Below are 17,565 nucleotides of genomic sequence, written 5' to 3'. Positions count from 1 at the left end.
GTGCCACCCATGCCTTGGATCTCCGGCATGCGTAAATGAAGGGATATGCAGAGAAGATTTTACAAAGAGTGCTGCACCAGCATAGCCGTCGGCAGGTGGAAATCTCTGTGGCCTGACAAGTCAGGTGGGCGCCGATATATCCGGACCACGGTCCAATCAGGGAACGGCTCCCTAGATTTCTTTATTGGCCCCAGGATATCAGTTGCCAAACGCACAAGCCAGTGCAGCGTTGTTCATTTAAGCGTTTTCAAGCCGTTGTGCAATAGCTTCCAGCTTTTCCGCCCAATCCTGTTGCGGCGCTGCCGAGGCATCCTTCTGCTCTGTCTCGTCACGGAGTTGCTCGATCGTTTCATAGGCCTGCGACAGATCATCGGCGATCAGCAGGCAGGCCATCAGCAGAAGCTGTCCCTCGCTCGCATTGCGGACCGAGTTGTTGAGGTCGAGGACCTTCTTGTCGACGAATTCCGCGAGATATTCAAGATGCTGTTCCTCGCCATCGCCGCAGACGATGGGATAGGCGCGACCGTTTACATTAACTGTTACCGATCCCATTTCATTGCTCCAATATCAGGCTGAGTTGATCAATTGACCGGTCGAGACGGCCCGAGACGGCTTCGGTCTTTTTCTTAAGCGCTTCATATTTGCCGCGCAGGGCCTCCAGTTCGGCCTTGAGCGCAGCGTTTTCCGCCGCCAGATCGGAACTCACAGCGGCGGCTTTCATCTCATGGCGGCCCTGCTGGCGTTCCCGCGCAATTTCACTTGCGGCCTTTTCCAGCCGTGCGATTGCCGCGTCCATTCTCGATTCGCTGTTTCCCATCTTCCCCTTCCGACTATTCGGCGCTGAACAAGGCCAGTTTCCGGAAAACCCTCAATCGGGACAATACGATCATGGCCCGAGACTCGTCAACCCAATTGCTTGCGCCATTTTTTAGGGGTTTCCCGCCCGTTTCCTGCACTAAGCGGTTGACGCGCAGATGTTTGGGCGGCATCTTCCCCCCGAACCCGACAGGGCAGCCCTCCGGCTTCGCGTTTCAAGGCGCTCTCCCTCCCCTGACAAGGACGGAAATCCGGGCCGGAATGACCTGACGTTTTCGTATGTTTTATTTTGCAACTGACCCGAATACAGGGCGCCAGCACTCCGACAGCGCAAACTGATGCGCCAGTCTCTGTTTCCGCAGCCTGCGGAACGCGCGGAATGGTGGTGGATGGAGAAGAACCAGGTATGAACACAAACGGGCCCAAGTCATCACCGAACCCGACCCAGCATAACGACATGGCGAACGCCATCCGCGCCCTGTCCATGGACGCCGTCCAGGCCGCCAACTCCGGCCATCCCGGCATGCCGATGGGGATGGCCGATGTCGCCACCGTCCTCTTCTCCAAATTTCTCAAATTCGATCCGGCGAAACCCGATTGGCCCGACCGGGACCGCTTTGTCCTGTCCGCCGGTCATGGCTCGATGCTGCTCTACTCCCTGCTCTATCTCACCGGCTACAAGGATATGACGCTGGATGAGATCAAAAATTTCCGCCAGCTTGGCGCGAAGACTGCAGGTCATCCCGAATTCGGCCACGCCAGCGGCATTGAAACCACCACCGGTCCGCTCGGGCAGGGTCTCGCCATGTCCGTTGGCATGGCGCTTGCCGAACGGTTGCAGGCCGCGCGTTTCAAGGATGTCGTCGATCACTATACCTATGTGATTGCCGGAGACGGCTGTTTGATGGAAGGGATCAGCCAGGAAGCAATTTCCTTCGCCGGGCATCTCAAGCTGAACAAGCTGATCGTGCTATGGGACGATAATTCCATCTCCATCGACGGCGCGACCAACCTGGCAGTCTCCGAAAATCAGGAACGCCGGTTCGAAGCGGCGGGCTGGGACTTCCACGCGGTTGACGGCCATAACGCCGAACAGATCGAGAAAGCCATTCATCTGGCCCGCGAGAGCGACAAGCCGACATTGATCGCCTGCCGCACGACCATCGGCTTCGGCGCGCCGAACAAGCAGGGAACATCCGGTGTGCATGGTTCCCCCCTTGGCGATGAGGAAATCGCCCTTGCCCGCAAGGAACTGGGCTGGCCCTACCCGCCCTTCGAAATTCCGACAGCCATTCTCGACAAATGGCGGACAGTGGGAACCAAAGGCGCCCGACACTCCGTTGCCTGGGAAAATGCTCTCGACGCCCTTCCCGCCGATCAGCAGGCAGACTTCAAGGCGGCCGTGAGTGGCAGCCTGCCTGCCGATCTGGAAGATGCCATCCTGGAGTATAAGCGCCGCATTTCCGAAGAGGCCCCGAACTGGGCAACCCGCAAATCCAGCCAGGAGGCCCTCAAGGTCATCAACGACCATCTGCCCACCACCATCGGCGGTTCGGCGGACCTGACCGGCTCCAACCTGACCCTGACGCCGCAGATGCAGCCCGTCTCGGCTGATGATTTCTCGGGCCGGTATGTCTATTACGGCGTGCGCGAATTCGGCATGGCCGCCTTCATGAACGGCATGGCCCTGCATCGGGGCTTTATCCCCTATGGCGGCACCTTCATGGTCTTTACCGACTATGCCCGTCCGGCGATCCGCCTGTCCGCCCTGATGGAGCAGCGGGTGATCTATGTCATGACCCATGATTCCATCGGCCTTGGCGAGGATGGTCCGACCCATCAGCCGGTCGAGCATCTGGCCTCCCTGCGGGCGATGCCGAATGCCAACGTCTTCCGTCCTGCCGATGCGATCGAGACGATGGAATGCTGGCAGCTTGCCCTGCAGGCGAAATCAACACCGTCGATCCTGTCGCTGAGCCGCCAGAATCTCGATCTGGTGCGCAAGACCCATACGGCGGACAATCTCTGCGCCCGTGGCGCTTATGAGCTCTCCGCTGCCAATCTGGAAGCGCAGGTCACCCTGTTCGCCACCGGATCGGAAGTCGGCCTTGCCCTCACCGCCCAGAAAAAACTGGAAAATGACGGCATCGGCACTCGCGTTGTATCGGTTCCCTGCTGGGAATTGTTTGAAAAACAGGACGCTGCTTACAAAAAAGAAACCATTCGTCCCGATACTGTGCGCATCGCCATCGAGGCGGGCTGCTCCATGGGTTGGGAAAGATTCACCGGCGAGGCAGGTGGCTTCGTCGGCATCGACAGCTTTGGCGCCTCCGCTCCGGCGGGCGAGCTGTATACGCATTTTGGCATTACCGCCGAGGCCCTCGTTGCCGCGGCAAAAAAGAGACTTTAAACAGGCTTTTAATTTTGAAGACAGGCGTCGCGGGCGCGGCGTAATTCGGGAATCAGGAGTAAAGAAAAATGACTGTTCGTGTTGCAATTAACGGATTTGGCCGCATTGGGCGGAATATTTTGCGGGCGATTTATGAATCAGGCCGCACGGATATCGAGGTTGTCGGCATCAATGACCTCGGCTCCGTTGACGCCAATGCCCACCTGCTGAAATATGACAGCGTGCATGGCCGCTACCCCGGCACCGTGACTGTCGATGGCGACACAATTGATCTTGGCCGCGGCCCGATCAAGGTGTCGGCAGAGCGCAATCCCGCCGACCTCCCCTGGGGCAAGCTCGGCGTTGATATCGCCTTTGAATGCACCGGCATCTTCACCAAGCGCGACGCGGCCGCCAAGCATCTGGAAGCAGGCGCAAAGAAGGTTCTCATCTCCGCCCCTGGCACCGATGTTGACCTGACCGTCGTTTACGGCGTCAACCATGACAAGTTGAAGAAAGAACACACCGTTGTTTCCAACGCCTCCTGCACCACCAACTGCCTCGCTCCGGTCGCGCAGGTTCTCAATGAAAGCGTCGGGCTGGTTCATGGTTTCATGACAACGGTTCATGCCTATACAGGCGATCAGCCGGTTCTCGACACACTGCATAGCGATCTGCGCCGGGCCCGTGCGGCGGCCATGTCGATGATCCCGACCTCCACCGGAGCGGCCAAGGCTGTCGGCCTCGTCCTGCCGGAACTGGCGGGCAAGCTCGATGGCACCTCGGTCCGTGTACCGACACCGAATGTGTCCATGATCGACCTGACTTTCGTTGCCGGTCGCTCCACTTCAGCGGAAGAGATCAACGCCGCGATTACCAAGGCTGCCAACGGTCGCCTGAAAGGCGTTCTTGCTGTCAACAGCGATCCGGTCGTCTCCATCGACTTCAACCACGCCCCGGCGTCCTCCACCTTCGATCTGACCCAGACGCAGGTGATTGATGGAACCTTTGTCCGTGTCCTGAGCTGGTACGATAACGAATGGGGCTTCTCCAACCGGATGAGCGACACCGCAATCGCCATGGCGAACGCCGATTAATTCGGCATCCGACGGAGTGACATGATGGCTGACTTCAAAACGCTTGATGATCTGGACGCGGGCGGCAAGACTGTGATTGCCCGCGTCGATCTGAACGTGCCGATCGAAGGGGGAAAAATCTCCGACTTCACCCGGATTGACCGCATCCTTCCGACCCTGACCGAGCTGTCGGACAAGGGCGCGAAGGTCCTGCTGCTCAGCCATTTCGGACGGCCCAAGGGAAAAGTGGTTCCCGATATGTCGCTCCGTCCCATTGCGGACGGGTTGTCTTCCCATATCAAACGGCCCGTCACCTTCATTGACGATTGCATCGGCAGTTCCGTGGCGGAGGCCGTCGCGGCGGCACAACCCGGCGATATTCTGCTCGCCGAAAATGTCCGCTTCCATGCGGGTGAAGAAAAGAATGACGCCGATTTTGCAAAGGCCCTCGCCGCCGCAGGTGATGTCTATGTCAATGACGCCTTTTCCTGCTCCCACCGTGCCCATGCCTCGACTGAGGCGATTGCCCATCTCCTGCCCGCCTATGCCGGCCGGAATATGGAAGCGGAGCTGACGGCGCTTTCCAAGGCCCTTGAAAAGCCTGCCCGGCCGGTCATGGCGATTGTTGGCGGCGCCAAAATTTCCAGCAAGCTGGACCTGCTTTTCAACCTGATCGAAAAGGTCGATGTCCTGCTGATTGGCGGCGGCATGGCCAATACCTTCCTGAACGCCAAGGGCGTCAATGTCGGTGCCTCCCTGTGCGAGCATGATCTGGCGGAGACGGCTTCTGAAATTCTCACCAAGGCGGAGAAAGTCGGCTGCGATATCCTGCTGCCCGATCATGTGGTTCTGTCTAAGGAATTCAAGGCGGGCGCGGCCAACCGCGCCGCCAGCGTTGCCGATGTGGCGGCGGATGAGATGATCCTTGATGTCGCGCCGGAATCCGTTGCCCTCCTGAAAGACCGCCTCGCCTCCGTCAAGACGCTGATCTGGAACGGACCGCTCGGCGCCTTTGAGATTGATCCCTTCGGCGACGGCACCATCGCCATTGCGAAGGAAGTTGAAAAACTGACGAAAGCGGGCAAGCTGATCTCTGTCGCCGGTGGCGGCGATACGGTTTCCGCTCTCGCCAAGGCCGGTGTCACGGAAAGCCTCACCTATATTTCAACGGCGGGCGGGGCGTTCCTCGAATGGATGGAAGGCAAAACCCTTCCGGGCGTTGCCGCCCTCACCCGCTGACAACCCTTAACACGGGAGAATAACTATGGACGATCTGGAACTTGAAGATATCGCACTCGCGCTTGTGGCCCCCAGCAAAGGGATCCTCGCCGCGGATGAAAGCACCGGGACGATCAAAAAGCGTTTTGACACGATCAACACTGTCAGCACGGCCGATTCCCGCCGCGACTATCGCGAGCTTCTGTTCTCCGCCAAGGGTGTCGGCGATTATATCAGCGGTGCTATCCTCTATGATGAAACTCTCCGCCAGACGGCGAAGGACGGACGCCCGCTTGTCCGGCTGATGATGGATCAGGGCATTATTCCCGGCATCAAGGTGGATACGGGCGCAAAACCCCTCGCCTTTGCTGACGGGGAACTCGTGACCGAAGGGCTGGATGGCCTGCGCGACCGTCTCAACGAATATCGCCAGCTCGGCGCCCGCTTCGCCAAATGGCGCGCTGTCATCTCCATCGGTAATGGCAACCCGAGCGAATATTGCATCAATGTGAACGCCCATGCCCTCGCCCGCTATGCCGCCCTCTGTCAGGAAGCCGGTCTGGTGCCGATTGTCGAACCGGAAGTTCTGATGGATGGCGATCACGATATCGATGAGTGCTACGCCGTCACCGAAACCGCGCTTAAAACCGTGTTTGACGAGCTTTATAAACAGCGTGTCGTGCTGGAACAAATGCTTCTCAAACCGAATATGGTCATTTCCGGGACCGATTGCCCCGTTCAGGCCGATGTGGAGGAAGTCGCCTCCAAAACCATGTATTGCTTTGAACAGACGGTGCCCGCCGCCGTGCCGGGGATCGTTTTCCTCTCCGGCGGACAGAGCGAGAAGCAGGCGACGGAACATCTCAATGCCATGAACCAGATGGGCAAGCACCCCTGGGAAATCAGCTATTCCTTCGGCCGCGCCCTGCAGGCATCCGCTCTTGCGACCTGGCAGGGCAAGGCGGAAAATGTCAGTGCCGCGCAGGCAGCTTTCCTGCACCGGGCAAAGCTCACCAGCGCCGCCCGCGACGGCGAATACAGCACGGATATGGAATAAAACGGCATGGGGACGACACCGGACACCGGACGGGAGCGTCCCCGTCTCTATCTTATCTCACCGGCGACTTTTGATCTCGATACGTTTGAGAAGGCGTTTCGCGAAGCCCTTTCCGGGGGCGATGTCGCCTGTTTCCAGCTCCGGCTGAAAGGCCGGCCGGACGCAGAGATTATCGCCGCCGTTCGTCGCCTGATGCCGATTGCCATGGCGGCGGATGTCGCCTTCCTCCTCAATGACAATGTCGAGCTGGCCCGGACGCTGGTCGCCGACGGCGTGCATGTGGGACAGGATGACATGCCCTATCAGCAGGCGCGGGACATTCTCGGCCCCGATGCGATCATTGGCGTGACTTGCAAGAATTCCCGGCATTTCGCCATGACCGCAGGTGAGACGGGAGCCGACTATGTGGCCTTCGGCGCCTTTTACCCGTCCGGTACGAAGTCGGATACGACCGAGGCGGATCCGGAAATTCTCAAATGGTGGAGCGATGTCGCCACCATCCCGTCCGTCGCCATCGGCGGCATCACCGTCGAGAATTGCGAGACTCTGCTGCGTAGCGGTGCGGACTTCCTCGCTGTGGGCGGCGGGGTATGGAAATATGAAAAAGGGCCCGCAGAAGCGGTCAAGGCCTTCAATCAGGTGATTGATAAGGTGATGACAAGCTGATAGTTTCCCGCCAGATTTTTTTTAAAGAGCAAGACAACCATGAAAATTAACGGAAATGCGATCCGCCCCGGAAACGTGATCGAACATAAGGGCGGGCTTTGGGTCGCCGTAAAAATCCAGCATACCCAGCCCGGCAAAGGCGGCGCCTATTTGCAGGTGGAACTCAAGAATCTCCGCGACGGCACCAAGCTTAACGAGCGTTTCCGCTCCTCCGAATCTGTGGAGAAGGTCCGGCTGGAACAGAAGCCGCACCAGTTCCTGTTTGAAGATGGCGATATGCTGACCTTTATGGATACCGCCAGCTATGAACAGGTTTCCATCGCCAAGGATATGATTGGCGAGCGCACGGCGTTTCTCAAAGACGGCATGGATGTGGAAATCGAATTCCATGAGGACAGCCCGCTCAATGTGATTCTCCCGGAACAGGTGGTGCTGGAGATTTCCGAGACGGAACCGACGGTGAAAGGCCAGACGGCCGCCTCCTCCTACAAGCCTGCCATCATGGAGAACGGCGTCCGCGTCATGGTGCCGCCCTTCTGCGGCGTCGGCGAGAAAATCGTTGTCAATACGGAAACATACGAGTATCTCAAGCGGGCGGACTGAGCACCTGGCTCATTCCCCCGTTTCCGAGACTTAAACAAGGCTGGACCTATGGCGAGAAAATCCGCGGATATCAACGCAATGGAGCTGGCCGCCCGCAAGGCGGCGCGCAAGCTTCTTCGCGACTTCAACGAGGTCGAGCATCTTCAGGTCTCCAAAAAAGGCCCGGCGGATTTCGTCACCCAGGCGGATCTGAGCGCGGAAGCGACCCTCAAGGAAGAACTCTCCCGCCTGCGCCCCGATTTCGGTTTCATCACCGAAGAGGGCGGCGCCATCAAGGCGAAAGACGGCCTGCATTACTGGGTCATCGACCCGCTGGACGGGACGACGAACTTCCTTCACGGCCTGCCCCATTTCGCCATTTCCATCGCCATCAAGACGGGCAAGGAAATCACGGCGGGCATTATTCTCGATCCGGTAAAGGATGAGTTGTTCTGGGCCGAAAAGGGCGGCGGCGCTTATATGAATGACCGCCGTCTGCGTGTCTCCAGCCGCACCCGGATGACCGAATGCATTTTTGCCACTGGCATCCCCTTTGTCGGCAAGGCCGATCACGGCAAATTCCTGCAAGAGCTGGAACAGGTTATGGATATGTCCGCAGGCGTCCGCCGTTTCGGCGCGGCCTCCCTTGATCTCGCCTATGTTGCGGCCGGACGCTATGACGGCTTCTGGGAACGTAATCTTCAGGAATGGGACATCGCGGCGGGCATTATCATCGCTCGCGAGGCCGGCGCGCTGGTCTCGCAGATCGACGGCGGGGAGAAGATGCTGGAAAAAGGCGATATCCTCGCGACAAATTCCGGCATCAACAGCGCCATGCTGGAAATATTCCGCAAACTCCGCCTCGGCCGCTAGTTTTTCCGTATCTTGACTTGTTATCAGGCCGCGCTTGATTATAGTAGGCGTGATTTTTATCAGTTTTTTCAACAAGAACAAGTCAGGATCAACGTGACATGCGCGCAATAGTCGTTCGCGAATTCGGCCATTACAAAGACGTGGCAAAGCTGGAAACGCTTCCCAATCCCGAGCCCGGCCCCGATGACGTTATCGTCAAAAACAAGGCTGCCGGGGTGAGCTTCGCCGCCTCTCTCAATATCGCCGGGAAGTATCAGCGCAAGGCCCCGCTCCCCTATATTCCCGCGCCGGAAGCAGCCGGGATCGTCCATGCCGTCGGCAAGAATATCACCCGTGTCAAGGTCGGCGATCATGTGATGTGCAGCGTTGATGACAGCGGCGCAGCCGGGTTTAGCAAAATCCCCGAAGTCTCCTGCTTCGTCATTCCGAAAGATATGGACTTCGGCGTTGGTTCCGCCATCATCACCTCCTACAACACCTCCTATGGCGCGCTGACCCGCCGGGCTAACCTGCAGGCCGGGGAAACCCTGCTGGTGCATGGTGCGGCCGGGGCCGTCGGCATGGCCGCCGTCGAGATCGGCAAGGCCATGGGCGCCACCGTCATTGCCGTTGCAGGCGGGGAGAAACATTGCGAAACCGCCAAGCGCCACGGCGCGGATCATGTCATCGACCATCGCAAGGAAAAATTCCGCGATGTCGTCATGGACCTCACCAATGGCAAGGGCGTGAATGTGATCTATGACAGCATCGGCGGCGATGTGACGATCCAGTCGATCCGCACGCTGGCGTGGGAAGGCCGTCTGCTCACCATCGGCTATGCCTGCGGCGAAATCCCGAACATCGCGGCCAATACGCTGCTGCTGAAAAACGCCTCCGCCATGGGCTTCAACCTCGGTCATTTCTTCGGCTGGTCGCCGGGCGGCAGCCGGGCGCAGTATATTGACGCGCTCGATGAAATGGCGAACGGTGTGCTGAAACTCTATTCGCAAGGCAAGATCGACCCCGAAGTCGGCGCGCGCTTCCCGCTGGAGCGCTTCAACGACGCCCTGGACGCCGTGATCAACCGGCAGGTTGACGGCAAATGCGTCGTCGAGATGAGCGACGCGGATTACGTCTAACCGTCACACACGAGCACCCGGCATCCAGCAAGGCCGATCGCTTTTCTGGATGTCGGCTCCTGTCTTAACGGCAGGCCCCTTGAAACCTCCCGCTAATTGTATCTCCAGACGATAGCCCCATATAAAACTAAAGGATTGTGGCGGGCGACGCGCTAAGTTATGGTGCTATGCCCAATGGGAAACGCCGTTATATTGTCCGTTTCTGTGGGCGGCCTGCAACATTTGCGGCGCGTTTGATAGTCCAGTTATGATTTGCATGAGGAGAATGGGAGGGAGCCAATGACCAGTTTTACGGCGACTTTATTTCCTCTTTCCCTGCTTGTCCCCCTGATTTTTGCGTCCGCCGCGAGCAGTGCGACGACGCAGGAGACATCCCGCTCCCCCGTTGAAATCAACCTTCATGTTCTGAATTCCGGTGCCTCCGCGGACCGGCAACCCATCCGGGTCATGGACGGCGAGACAGTGATTATCCTGACCCCGCCTGACCTGCAACCGCCGAAACCGGCGCAAAAAATCGTGACGCCACTTGTCAAGCCGTCCCTTGCATTGCCGGAAACGGCAACGCCGCAAGTCCCGACGCCGCCGCCATCCCAAGCCGATGCAAAACCGGTTACCAGCGCCGAGAAGTCAGCCAGCCCATCTGCGGAGGATGCACCGCCCCCTGTCAGCAACGCCGCCGATAACACGGCGGCTGATGTGTCTTCCCCTCCTACGCCGCCGCAAGCCGTCTCTGAGACAGCCGGAGTGACGGAGCAGAAAACGGAAATACCGACACCGCCGCAAAGCGTGGCCATGGAAACCAGCGCTCCGCTTGCGAAAGTCGAGAAAGAAGCGGAAAAGATCACCGAACCCCTGACGGCAACCGATGACAAAGGCGCTATGCAAATCGCAAAGCCCGCGGATGCGGTAACGGAACGCGCGGATTCCAAAGAGATGACTGTCGCCGCAATCTCCCCCGATACCGCCGCCACCTCCGGCAGTTCGACCCCGGCCACCGCAACATCGGACAGGCTGACCCGTGTCCTGTTTGCCGATGGCGCGACGGAGCTTTCCAGTGAGACGCAAGGAACATTGCAGGCAATTGCCCGCCAGTTATCCGCCAGTGAGCGGGAAAATATCCAGCTTCTCGCCTATGGGACCGGTGGCAGTGTCAGCGCCGCCCGCCGCCTCTCGCTCGGCCGGGCGCTGGCTGTACGGGCCCGTCTCATGGAGCTCGGCGTCGATAACACACAGATTGAGGTGCGGGCCCTTGGGGAGCCGCAGGGCGACGGCCCACCCAACCGCGTTGACCTTCTACTGATTACACGGTGACCATGTCAAATTACAGCCACGTCGAAACCCATAATCTGGCCGGAACGCCCAATATCAAGAAACCGCGCCGCTATCTGATCCGGATGACCATCTTTGTCGGCGTCGCCCTTGCCATTGCCGCCTTTCTCTTTCCCCAGATACAATCCGCCTTTCTTGCAAACAAGTTACTGAACGGGCTGATCATCCTGGTGCTGCTGTTCGGCATCGCCTTCATCTTCCGTCAGGTTCTCATGCTGTCGGGGGAGATCAACTGGACGCATGGCCTCCGGCGGCTTGATTCCAGCCAGCCGACGGCGCGCCCGCCGCGCCTGCTGGCGCCGCTGTCGTCCATATTCAGTGAAAGCCGCGGACCGGTGCGCCTGAATACGGTCACCATGAATACCCTGCTCGACAGCATCGGCGCACGGATGGAGGAAGGCCGCGATATCTCGCGCTATCTCATCAATGTGCTGGTCTTTCTTGGCCTGCTAGGCACCTTCTGGGGGTTGCTGGAAACGGTGAGCTCGATCGGCAACACCATTTCCGCGCTCAATGTCGGCGGCGGGGAGGATTTCGCGCGTATCTTCGATGACCTGAAAGGCGGTCTTGAAAAGCCCCTTTCCGGCATGGCGATTGCCTTTTCCTCTTCCCTTTTCGGGCTCTCCGGCTCCCTGATCCTCGGCTTCCTCGATATGCAGGCCGGACAGGCGCAGAATCGCTTCTATGGCGATCTGGAAGAATGGCTCGGCTCCCTCACCCGCTTTACCAGCAGCAGCCCGGTGACCCTTTCCGAGGGCGATCAGAGCGTGCCGATCTATGTTCAGGCCCTGCTGGAACAGACGGCGGAAAGCCTCAACAACCTGCAACGCACCCTCGCCCGCAATGAGGACAAGCGGGGTTCCGCCGAAAATTCCCTCATCAATCTCAGCGAACGGCTGGCGGCCCTGACCGACCAGATGCGGACCGAGCAGGACCTGCTGGTCAAGCTCGCCGAAGGGCAGACGGAACTGAAACCCCTGCTGGAGCGCCTCGCGAAATCGGCGGAAAGCGCCGGTCTCGATCAGGCGAGCCGCAATCACCTGCGCAATCTGGATGTGCATATGGTCCGGCTTCTCGAAGAAAGCGCCGATGGCCGCGAACAGACGGTTCAGGATATCCGCAGCGACATCAAGCTGCTGACCCGGACCATCGCCGCCATTGCGGAAGAAAGCCGCCGTGGCTGACACATCAGGCCGCATGATAAACGGAGTGACAGATGGCTCGTAGACGTCGCGGACAACGCGCTCCATACGAGATATGGCCCGGTTTCGTCGATGCCCTGACGACGCTGCTGCTGGTCATCATCTTTCTGCTGGTGGTCTTCGCACTGGCGCAGTTTTTCCTCTCGCAAGCGCTTTCAGGCCGGGACGCGGCGCTGGAAAAGCTAAATCAGCAAGTCAACGAACTGGCCGATCTGCTTGCCATCGAACGGAAAACCAGCGCTGATCTTGAAAACCAGATCACCCAGCTTAATCTCGATATGACGAAAGTGCAGGAAGAGCGGGACAGCGTGATCATCCAGCTTGACACCCTGACGAGCCGCGCCCTTTCGGCGGAGGAGGATCGCGACCGGTTACAGGTGCTGCTGCGCGAAGCCGAGGAGAAAAGCGCCGAACAGGAAGAAAAACTGTCGGTCAGCGAAGACAGCCTGAAAGCCAGCCTGGCAGAGCTTGAGCGTCTGAAACGTGATATTGCCGCCCTTGAGGAAACCCGCAAGACCCTTGAAGAAGAGGTTGGCACCCTCGCCCTCACAATCGCGGAGCGGGATGTGGAAATCGGCAATTTGCGTGACCGTTCGAAGGAGCTGGAAAGCCGCCTCGCGGAACAGGAAGAGCGCACCAACCTCGCCCAGAAGGATATCGAGGAGCGGGAAACCCGCCTTGCCGAGTTGCAGACACTCTATCTTCAGACACAGGACAAGCTGACGGAGGAGGAGGAGCTCTCCGCCGCCGCCACCGCGCAGGTGACCGCACTCAATGCCCAGATCAATGCGCTGCGGGCCGAGCTTGCCAAACTCAACCAGCTTCTTGACGCCAGTGAAGCGCGCGATATCGAGCAGAAGGCGCAGATTGCCGATCTCGGCAAACGGCTTAATCAGGCTCTCGCCGCCAAGGTGCAGGAGTTGCAGCAATATCGCTCCGAATTTTTCGGCAAACTGCGGGAAGTATTGAAAAACCGGCCCGGTATCAGCATTGTCGGCGACCGTTTCGTTTTCCAGTCGGAAGTCCTGTTCGATGCAGGCAGCGCCGAGCTGGGCCCTGCCGGGCGGGAGGACATGGCCAAATTCGCCGCCACCTTGCGGGAAATTTCACAGGATATCCCGGATGATATCGACTGGATCCTGCGCGTTGACGGCCATACGGACAAACAGCCCATCAATACCTTGCGCTTTCCCTCCAACTGGGAGCTGTCCACCGCCCGTGCTGTGTCGGTCACCAAGTTCCTGATCAGTCAGGGCATTCCGCCCAGTCGGCTGGCGGCCACCGGCTTTGGCGAGTTTCAACCCATTGATCCGCGGGATGATGAAATCGGCTATCTGCGCAACCGCCGCATCGAGCTCAAGCTGACGGAGCGCTGACGTGGCAGGAAAAGGACGGAATATTCTGGTCATCAAGCATGGCGCGCTTGGCGATATCATTCTCGCGCAAGGCCCGTTTCAGGCCATCCGCGCCCATCATGGCGATGCGCGTATCATCCTGCTGACCACCAAGCCCTATGCGGCCTTCCTTGAAAAATCCGGCCTCTTTGATGAAATCTGGATCGATGAACGGCCAAAGCTCTGGCAGCTCACCAAACTGATCCCGCTGATCCGGAAATTACGACGCGGAAATTTCGACCGGGTTTATGATTTGCAGACCTCGACGCGCAGCACCTCCTATTTCAACTTTTTCCCGCGCCGGAAAAAGCCGGAATGGAACGGCATCGCAAAGGGTTGCTCCCATCCCCATGACAGCCCGCTACGCACGAAAGTCCATACGATCGAACGGCATATGGATCAGCTTGCCGTCGCCGGTATCAACGAGGTTCCCGCGCCCGATTTTAACTGGGCGATGACGGATATCGAAAAGTTCGACCTGCCGCCGCGCTATGCGCTGCTGGTGCCTGGCGGGTCGGCCCACCGCCCGGAAAAACGCTGGCCCGCCATTCGGTTTGCCGAACTGGCGGACTATCTGAATGCGCAGGGCGTCACGCCCGTCCTGATCGGCGGCAAGGCCGAATCCGAGGCCATCGAAACAATCCGCACGGCCTGCCCCGACGCCATCGACCTTTCCGCCAGAACCGAACTTGGCGATCTGGCCGCCCTTGGTGCGGGCGCAATGCTGGCTGTTGGCAATGATACCGGCCCCCTGCATCTTATTTCCGCCGTTGGCTGCAAGACGGTGGTGCTGTTCTCCCGCGCCTCCAATCCCGATATGTCCCGCCCGCGCGGGCGGGATGTCCGGGTGCTGCAGGTTGAAAACCTCGCTGATCTGCCGCTCAACCGGGTCATTGGCGAGCTGGATCTCGCCACATGAACGCGCCGGAAAAGGTGCAGAAGACTGTGCTCTGGTGGGGGCGTTTCGATCCGGATTATGCCCGCAACCGTATCCTTCGGCAGGCCTTTCAGGCGCTCGGCTGGCATATCGCGGATTTCCACCCCAAAATCAGCCGCCTTGGTCATCTGGAGGCCGCGCTGCGGCAGGTTAAAAGCCCCGATCTGGTCTGGCTGCCCGCCTTTCGGCAGCGGGACATGGCTGCGGCCTCAGCCTTTGCAAAGGCGCATAACGCCCCGCTTGTCTTCGATCCCATGATCTCCACCTATGACAAGCAAGTCTTTGAACGACAGAAATTCGAGGCGGACAGCGATAGGGCGAAATCCCTGCTCGCGGCAGAACGGGCGCTCTTTGCAAAAGCCGATCATATCATCGCCGACACGGCGGGGCACGCCGATTTCTTTCACGCAACTTTGGGGGTTGCCACGGATCGTTTGCATGTTGTTGCACTCGGTGCCGAAGAGGCGATGTTCCCCTCTGTACCGCGAGCGGCCAAACCTGCAGACACGCCTCTTGAGGCGCTTTTTTATGGCAGTTTCATTGGCCTGCAAGCGCCGGAAGTCATTGTCGAGGCGGCCCGGCTCTGCGCCGCACCGATACGCTGGGTGCTGCTCGGCGACGGTCCTTTAAAAGCCGCCTGCGCGCGCGCGGCAGAGGGGCAGCCAAATATTGCTTTTGAGGATTATCTCCCCTATGACGCCCTGCCCGCCCGCATCCATCAGGCGGATATCCTGCTTGGCGTGTTCGGGGAAAGCGACAAGGCGGCGCGGGTCATCCCCAACAAAGTCTACCAGTCCCTCGCCTCTGGCCGGACAGTGGTCAGCCGGGCGTCCGGCGCCTATCCCGCGCCGAAAAATGATGGCCTGATCGAAATTGCGCCGGGAAATCCGGCCGCCCTCGCCGATGTCATCACGCGTCTTGCCACTGAACGCGAAGATCTAAACAGGCGCGGGGAAGAAGCGCGAAACTATTACGACCGGCATTTCAGCATGGGCAGCATCCGCGCCCAGCTTGCGACCGTTCTGGAAACGGTCTCAGGCGGATAGCGCACTCCGCCCCGCGTCGAATTGCAGCTTTGCGAGTTTGGCATACAGCCCGCCTTCGGCCATCAGTTCCGCATGAGTGCCCTGCGTGACAATCTGTCCGTTTTCCAGCACGATAATCCGGTCCGCATTAAGGACAGTCGCCAGCCGATGGGCGATGACCAGCGTTGTCCGGTTCTGCATCAGATGCTCAAGCGCGATCTGCACCTGCCGCTCACTCTCCGCGTCCAGCGCCGATGTCGCCTCATCCAGCAGCAGGATTTCAGGATCACGCAGGATCGCCCGGGCTATGGCAATGCGCTGCTTCTGTCCGCCGGACAGCTTGACCCCCCGCTCCCCGAACTCCGTCGCGAACCCTTCGGGCAGCCGGTCGATAAATTCGGTGGCAACGGCGGCCTCGGCGGCGGCTCTCACCTCCGCATCGCTCGCCTCCGGCCGGCCATAGCGAATATTCTCAAGGGCGGAGGCGGCGAAGATCACCGGCTCCTGCGGGACCAGCCCCATCAGGGCGCGCAGGCGTACCGGATCGACATCGGCGATATTGACGCCATCAATGACAATCCGGCCAACTTGCGGATCATAAAACCGCAGGAGGAGTTGCAGAACGGTTGTCTTGCCCGCCCCGCTTGGCCCGACAAGGGCAACCGTCTCCCCTTTTTTGATATCCAGTGAAAAATCGTTGAGCGCGGCACTGTCGGGTCGGGAGGGATAGTGAAAGGTCACCGTCTCGAAACTCAGCCCCGTTTCGATGCGGGAGGCGATGGGCTGCGGATTATGGGTGATCTTGACGGCGGGTTCTTCCTCCAGCAGTTCCAGCAGCCGCTCCGACGCGCCGGAGGCGCGCATCAGATCGCCCCAGACTTCACTGAGGGAGCCCATGGTTCCGGCAACGATGATGGCGTAGAAAACAAAGGACGCCAGCGTTCCCGCCGACATTTCCCCATCCACAACGGAGCGCGCGCCGCTCCACAGCACGAGATCAACGGCCCCGAAGACGAACAGGATAACAATCGCCGTCAGCCACGCGCGCCATTTGATGCGCCGGACGGCGATGCGGAAACTTACCTCTACATCCTCGCCGAACTGGCGGCGGTCATACTCCTCATGGGTATAGGCCTGCGATGTCTGGATCGCCCGCAGGGTTTCGTCGGCGCGGGCGCTGACGGCGGCAATGCTGTCCTGATTGGCGCGGCTGAGGCGGCGCACCATGCGGCCAAAGCCGATGATCGGCACCATGACCAGCGGCACGATCAGCAGCACCATGCCGGTGAGAATCGGGCTGGTGTAGATCAGCAGCGCCAGGCCGCCGAGAAACATCAGGAAATTGCGCAGCGCCACCGACACGGAGGAGCCGATCACCGTCTGGATCAGGGTTGTATCCGTTGTCAGGCGGGAGAGCACCTCTCCCGTCCGGGTCACTTCAAAAAAAGCGGGATCGAGTTTCAGAACATGGTTGAACACCGCCTTGCGGATGTCGGAGATCACCCGCTCCCCGATCCAGGTGACCAGAAAATACCGCCCGAAGGTCGCAATGGCGAGCAGGACAACCACGCCCATCAGGGCAATGAAATATTTATCAAGACTGACGGTTCCCGCGGAAAAGCCCTTATCGATCATGATCCGGATGGCCTGCCCGATCAGCAGTGTCGCCGCCGCCGCAAAAACCAGCGCGATCAGGGCGCCTGTTATCTGCAACTTGTAGGGCCGGACGAATCGCCACAGCCGCCACAAGCCCTTCAGCGAACGTTTCTGTTTTGATGTATCAGCGGGTTGCGAGGAAGTCTGATCTGCTTCTGTCACGGGACGGGCCTTGCCTGTTAAACCATAATGATTTCCGTCTTCCGGGTGTAACGGCCATGGCGAAG

General features: G+C 59.4%; 16 protein-coding genes and 1 other RNA gene. 13 read left to right on the top strand and 4 right to left on the bottom strand.

Annotation, left to right across the window (positions count from 1 at the left end):
- Nucleotides 1-69 precede the first annotated feature (69 nt).
- The 3 genes from ssrS to CMN55_RS02855 form a co-directional block, all read right to left on the bottom strand.
- A non-coding RNA gene (gene ssrS / locus CMN55_RS02865) (6S RNA) lies at nt 70-228 on the bottom strand.
- Between the two features lie 9 nt (nt 229-237).
- Nucleotides 238-552 (bottom strand): cell division protein ZapA, encoded by a 315-nt coding sequence (locus tag CMN55_RS02860; RefSeq protein WP_293948034.1) that lies wholly within the window; start codon nt 550-552, stop codon nt 238-240.
- Nucleotide 553: 1 nt separating this feature from the next.
- The gene (locus CMN55_RS02855) at nt 554-817 is read right to left on the bottom strand and encodes a hypothetical protein (RefSeq protein ID WP_293948033.1); all 264 of its coding nucleotides are present in this window, start codon (nt 815-817) and stop codon (nt 554-556) included.
- Between the two features lie 405 nt (nt 818-1,222).
- Here CMN55_RS02855 and tkt point away from each other — a divergent pair, with 405 nt between their 5' ends.
- From tkt to CMN55_RS02790, 13 genes are all read left to right on the top strand, one after another.
- Nucleotides 1,223-3,226 carry a transketolase gene (gene tkt / locus CMN55_RS02850; protein WP_293948032.1) on the top strand — a complete coding sequence of 668 codons (2,004 nt, stop codon included), beginning with the start codon at nt 1,223-1,225 and terminating at the stop codon, nt 3,224-3,226.
- Between the two features lie 68 nt (nt 3,227-3,294).
- A complete protein-coding gene (gene gap, locus CMN55_RS02845) occupies nt 3,295-4,302 on the top strand; it encodes a type I glyceraldehyde-3-phosphate dehydrogenase (RefSeq protein WP_293948031.1) in 1,008 nt (335 codons plus the stop codon).
- Nucleotides 4,303-4,326: 24 nt separating this feature from the next.
- Nucleotides 4,327-5,520: a phosphoglycerate kinase gene (locus CMN55_RS02840; RefSeq protein ID WP_366931959.1), complete on the top strand. Its 1,194-nt coding sequence runs from the start codon at nt 4,327-4,329 to the stop codon at nt 5,518-5,520.
- A 25-nt stretch (nt 5,521-5,545) separates the two neighbouring features.
- The gene (locus CMN55_RS02835) at nt 5,546-6,556 is read left to right on the top strand and encodes a class I fructose-bisphosphate aldolase (protein WP_293948029.1); all 1,011 of its coding nucleotides are present in this window, start codon (nt 5,546-5,548) and stop codon (nt 6,554-6,556) included.
- Nucleotides 6,557-6,562: 6 nt separating this feature from the next.
- Nucleotides 6,563-7,222 (top strand): thiamine phosphate synthase, encoded by a 660-nt coding sequence (thiE, locus tag CMN55_RS02830; RefSeq protein WP_293948028.1) that lies wholly within the window; start codon nt 6,563-6,565, stop codon nt 7,220-7,222.
- Between the two features lie 39 nt (nt 7,223-7,261).
- On the top strand, nt 7,262-7,825 hold the full coding sequence (gene efp / locus CMN55_RS02825) for an elongation factor P (protein WP_293948027.1): 564 nt from the start codon (nt 7,262-7,264) through the stop codon (nt 7,823-7,825).
- 48 nt (nt 7,826-7,873) lie between these two features.
- Complete coding sequence (locus CMN55_RS02820) at nt 7,874-8,677, top strand: inositol monophosphatase family protein (RefSeq protein WP_293948026.1); 804 nt, start codon at nt 7,874-7,876, stop codon at nt 8,675-8,677.
- A gap of 98 nt (nt 8,678-8,775) precedes the next feature.
- The gene (locus CMN55_RS02815; protein ID WP_293948025.1) at nt 8,776-9,795 is read left to right on the top strand and encodes an NADPH:quinone oxidoreductase family protein; all 1,020 of its coding nucleotides are present in this window, start codon (nt 8,776-8,778) and stop codon (nt 9,793-9,795) included.
- A gap of 279 nt (nt 9,796-10,074) precedes the next feature.
- A complete protein-coding gene (locus CMN55_RS02810; RefSeq protein ID WP_293948024.1) occupies nt 10,075-11,106 on the top strand; it encodes an OmpA family protein in 1,032 nt (343 codons plus the stop codon).
- A 2-nt stretch (nt 11,107-11,108) separates the two neighbouring features.
- Nucleotides 11,109-12,308 (top strand): flagellar motor protein MotA, encoded by a 1,200-nt coding sequence (locus CMN55_RS02805; protein ID WP_366931958.1) that lies wholly within the window; start codon nt 11,109-11,111, stop codon nt 12,306-12,308.
- Between the two features lie 32 nt (nt 12,309-12,340).
- Nucleotides 12,341-13,702, top strand: a complete 1,362-nt coding sequence (locus tag CMN55_RS02800) for a peptidoglycan -binding protein (protein WP_293948022.1) — start codon at nt 12,341-12,343, stop codon at nt 13,700-13,702.
- Between the two features lies 1 nt (nt 13,703).
- Nucleotides 13,704-14,639 carry a glycosyltransferase family 9 protein gene (locus tag CMN55_RS02795; protein WP_293948021.1) on the top strand — a complete coding sequence of 312 codons (936 nt, stop codon included), beginning with the start codon at nt 13,704-13,706 and terminating at the stop codon, nt 14,637-14,639.
- Nucleotides 14,636-15,703, top strand: a complete 1,068-nt coding sequence (locus CMN55_RS02790) for a glycosyltransferase (protein WP_293948020.1) — start codon at nt 14,636-14,638, stop codon at nt 15,701-15,703. The genes CMN55_RS02795 and CMN55_RS02790 overlap by 4 nt, the downstream gene beginning before the upstream one ends.
- Here CMN55_RS02790 and CMN55_RS02785 read toward each other — a convergent pair.
- Nucleotides 15,692-17,500: an ABC transporter transmembrane domain-containing protein gene (locus CMN55_RS02785; RefSeq protein WP_293948019.1), complete on the bottom strand. Its 1,809-nt coding sequence runs from the start codon at nt 17,498-17,500 to the stop codon at nt 15,692-15,694. The two genes, CMN55_RS02790 and CMN55_RS02785, sit on opposite strands and share 12 nt — an antisense overlap.
- Nucleotides 17,501-17,565 lie beyond the last annotated feature (65 nt).

Source organism: Sneathiella sp. (assembly GCF_002694385.1).
Lineage (GTDB): Bacteria > Pseudomonadota > Alphaproteobacteria > Sneathiellales > Sneathiellaceae > Sneathiella.
Note: the sequence above shows the minus strand (reverse complement) of the source record. Positions and strands in the feature narration are given on the sequence as shown.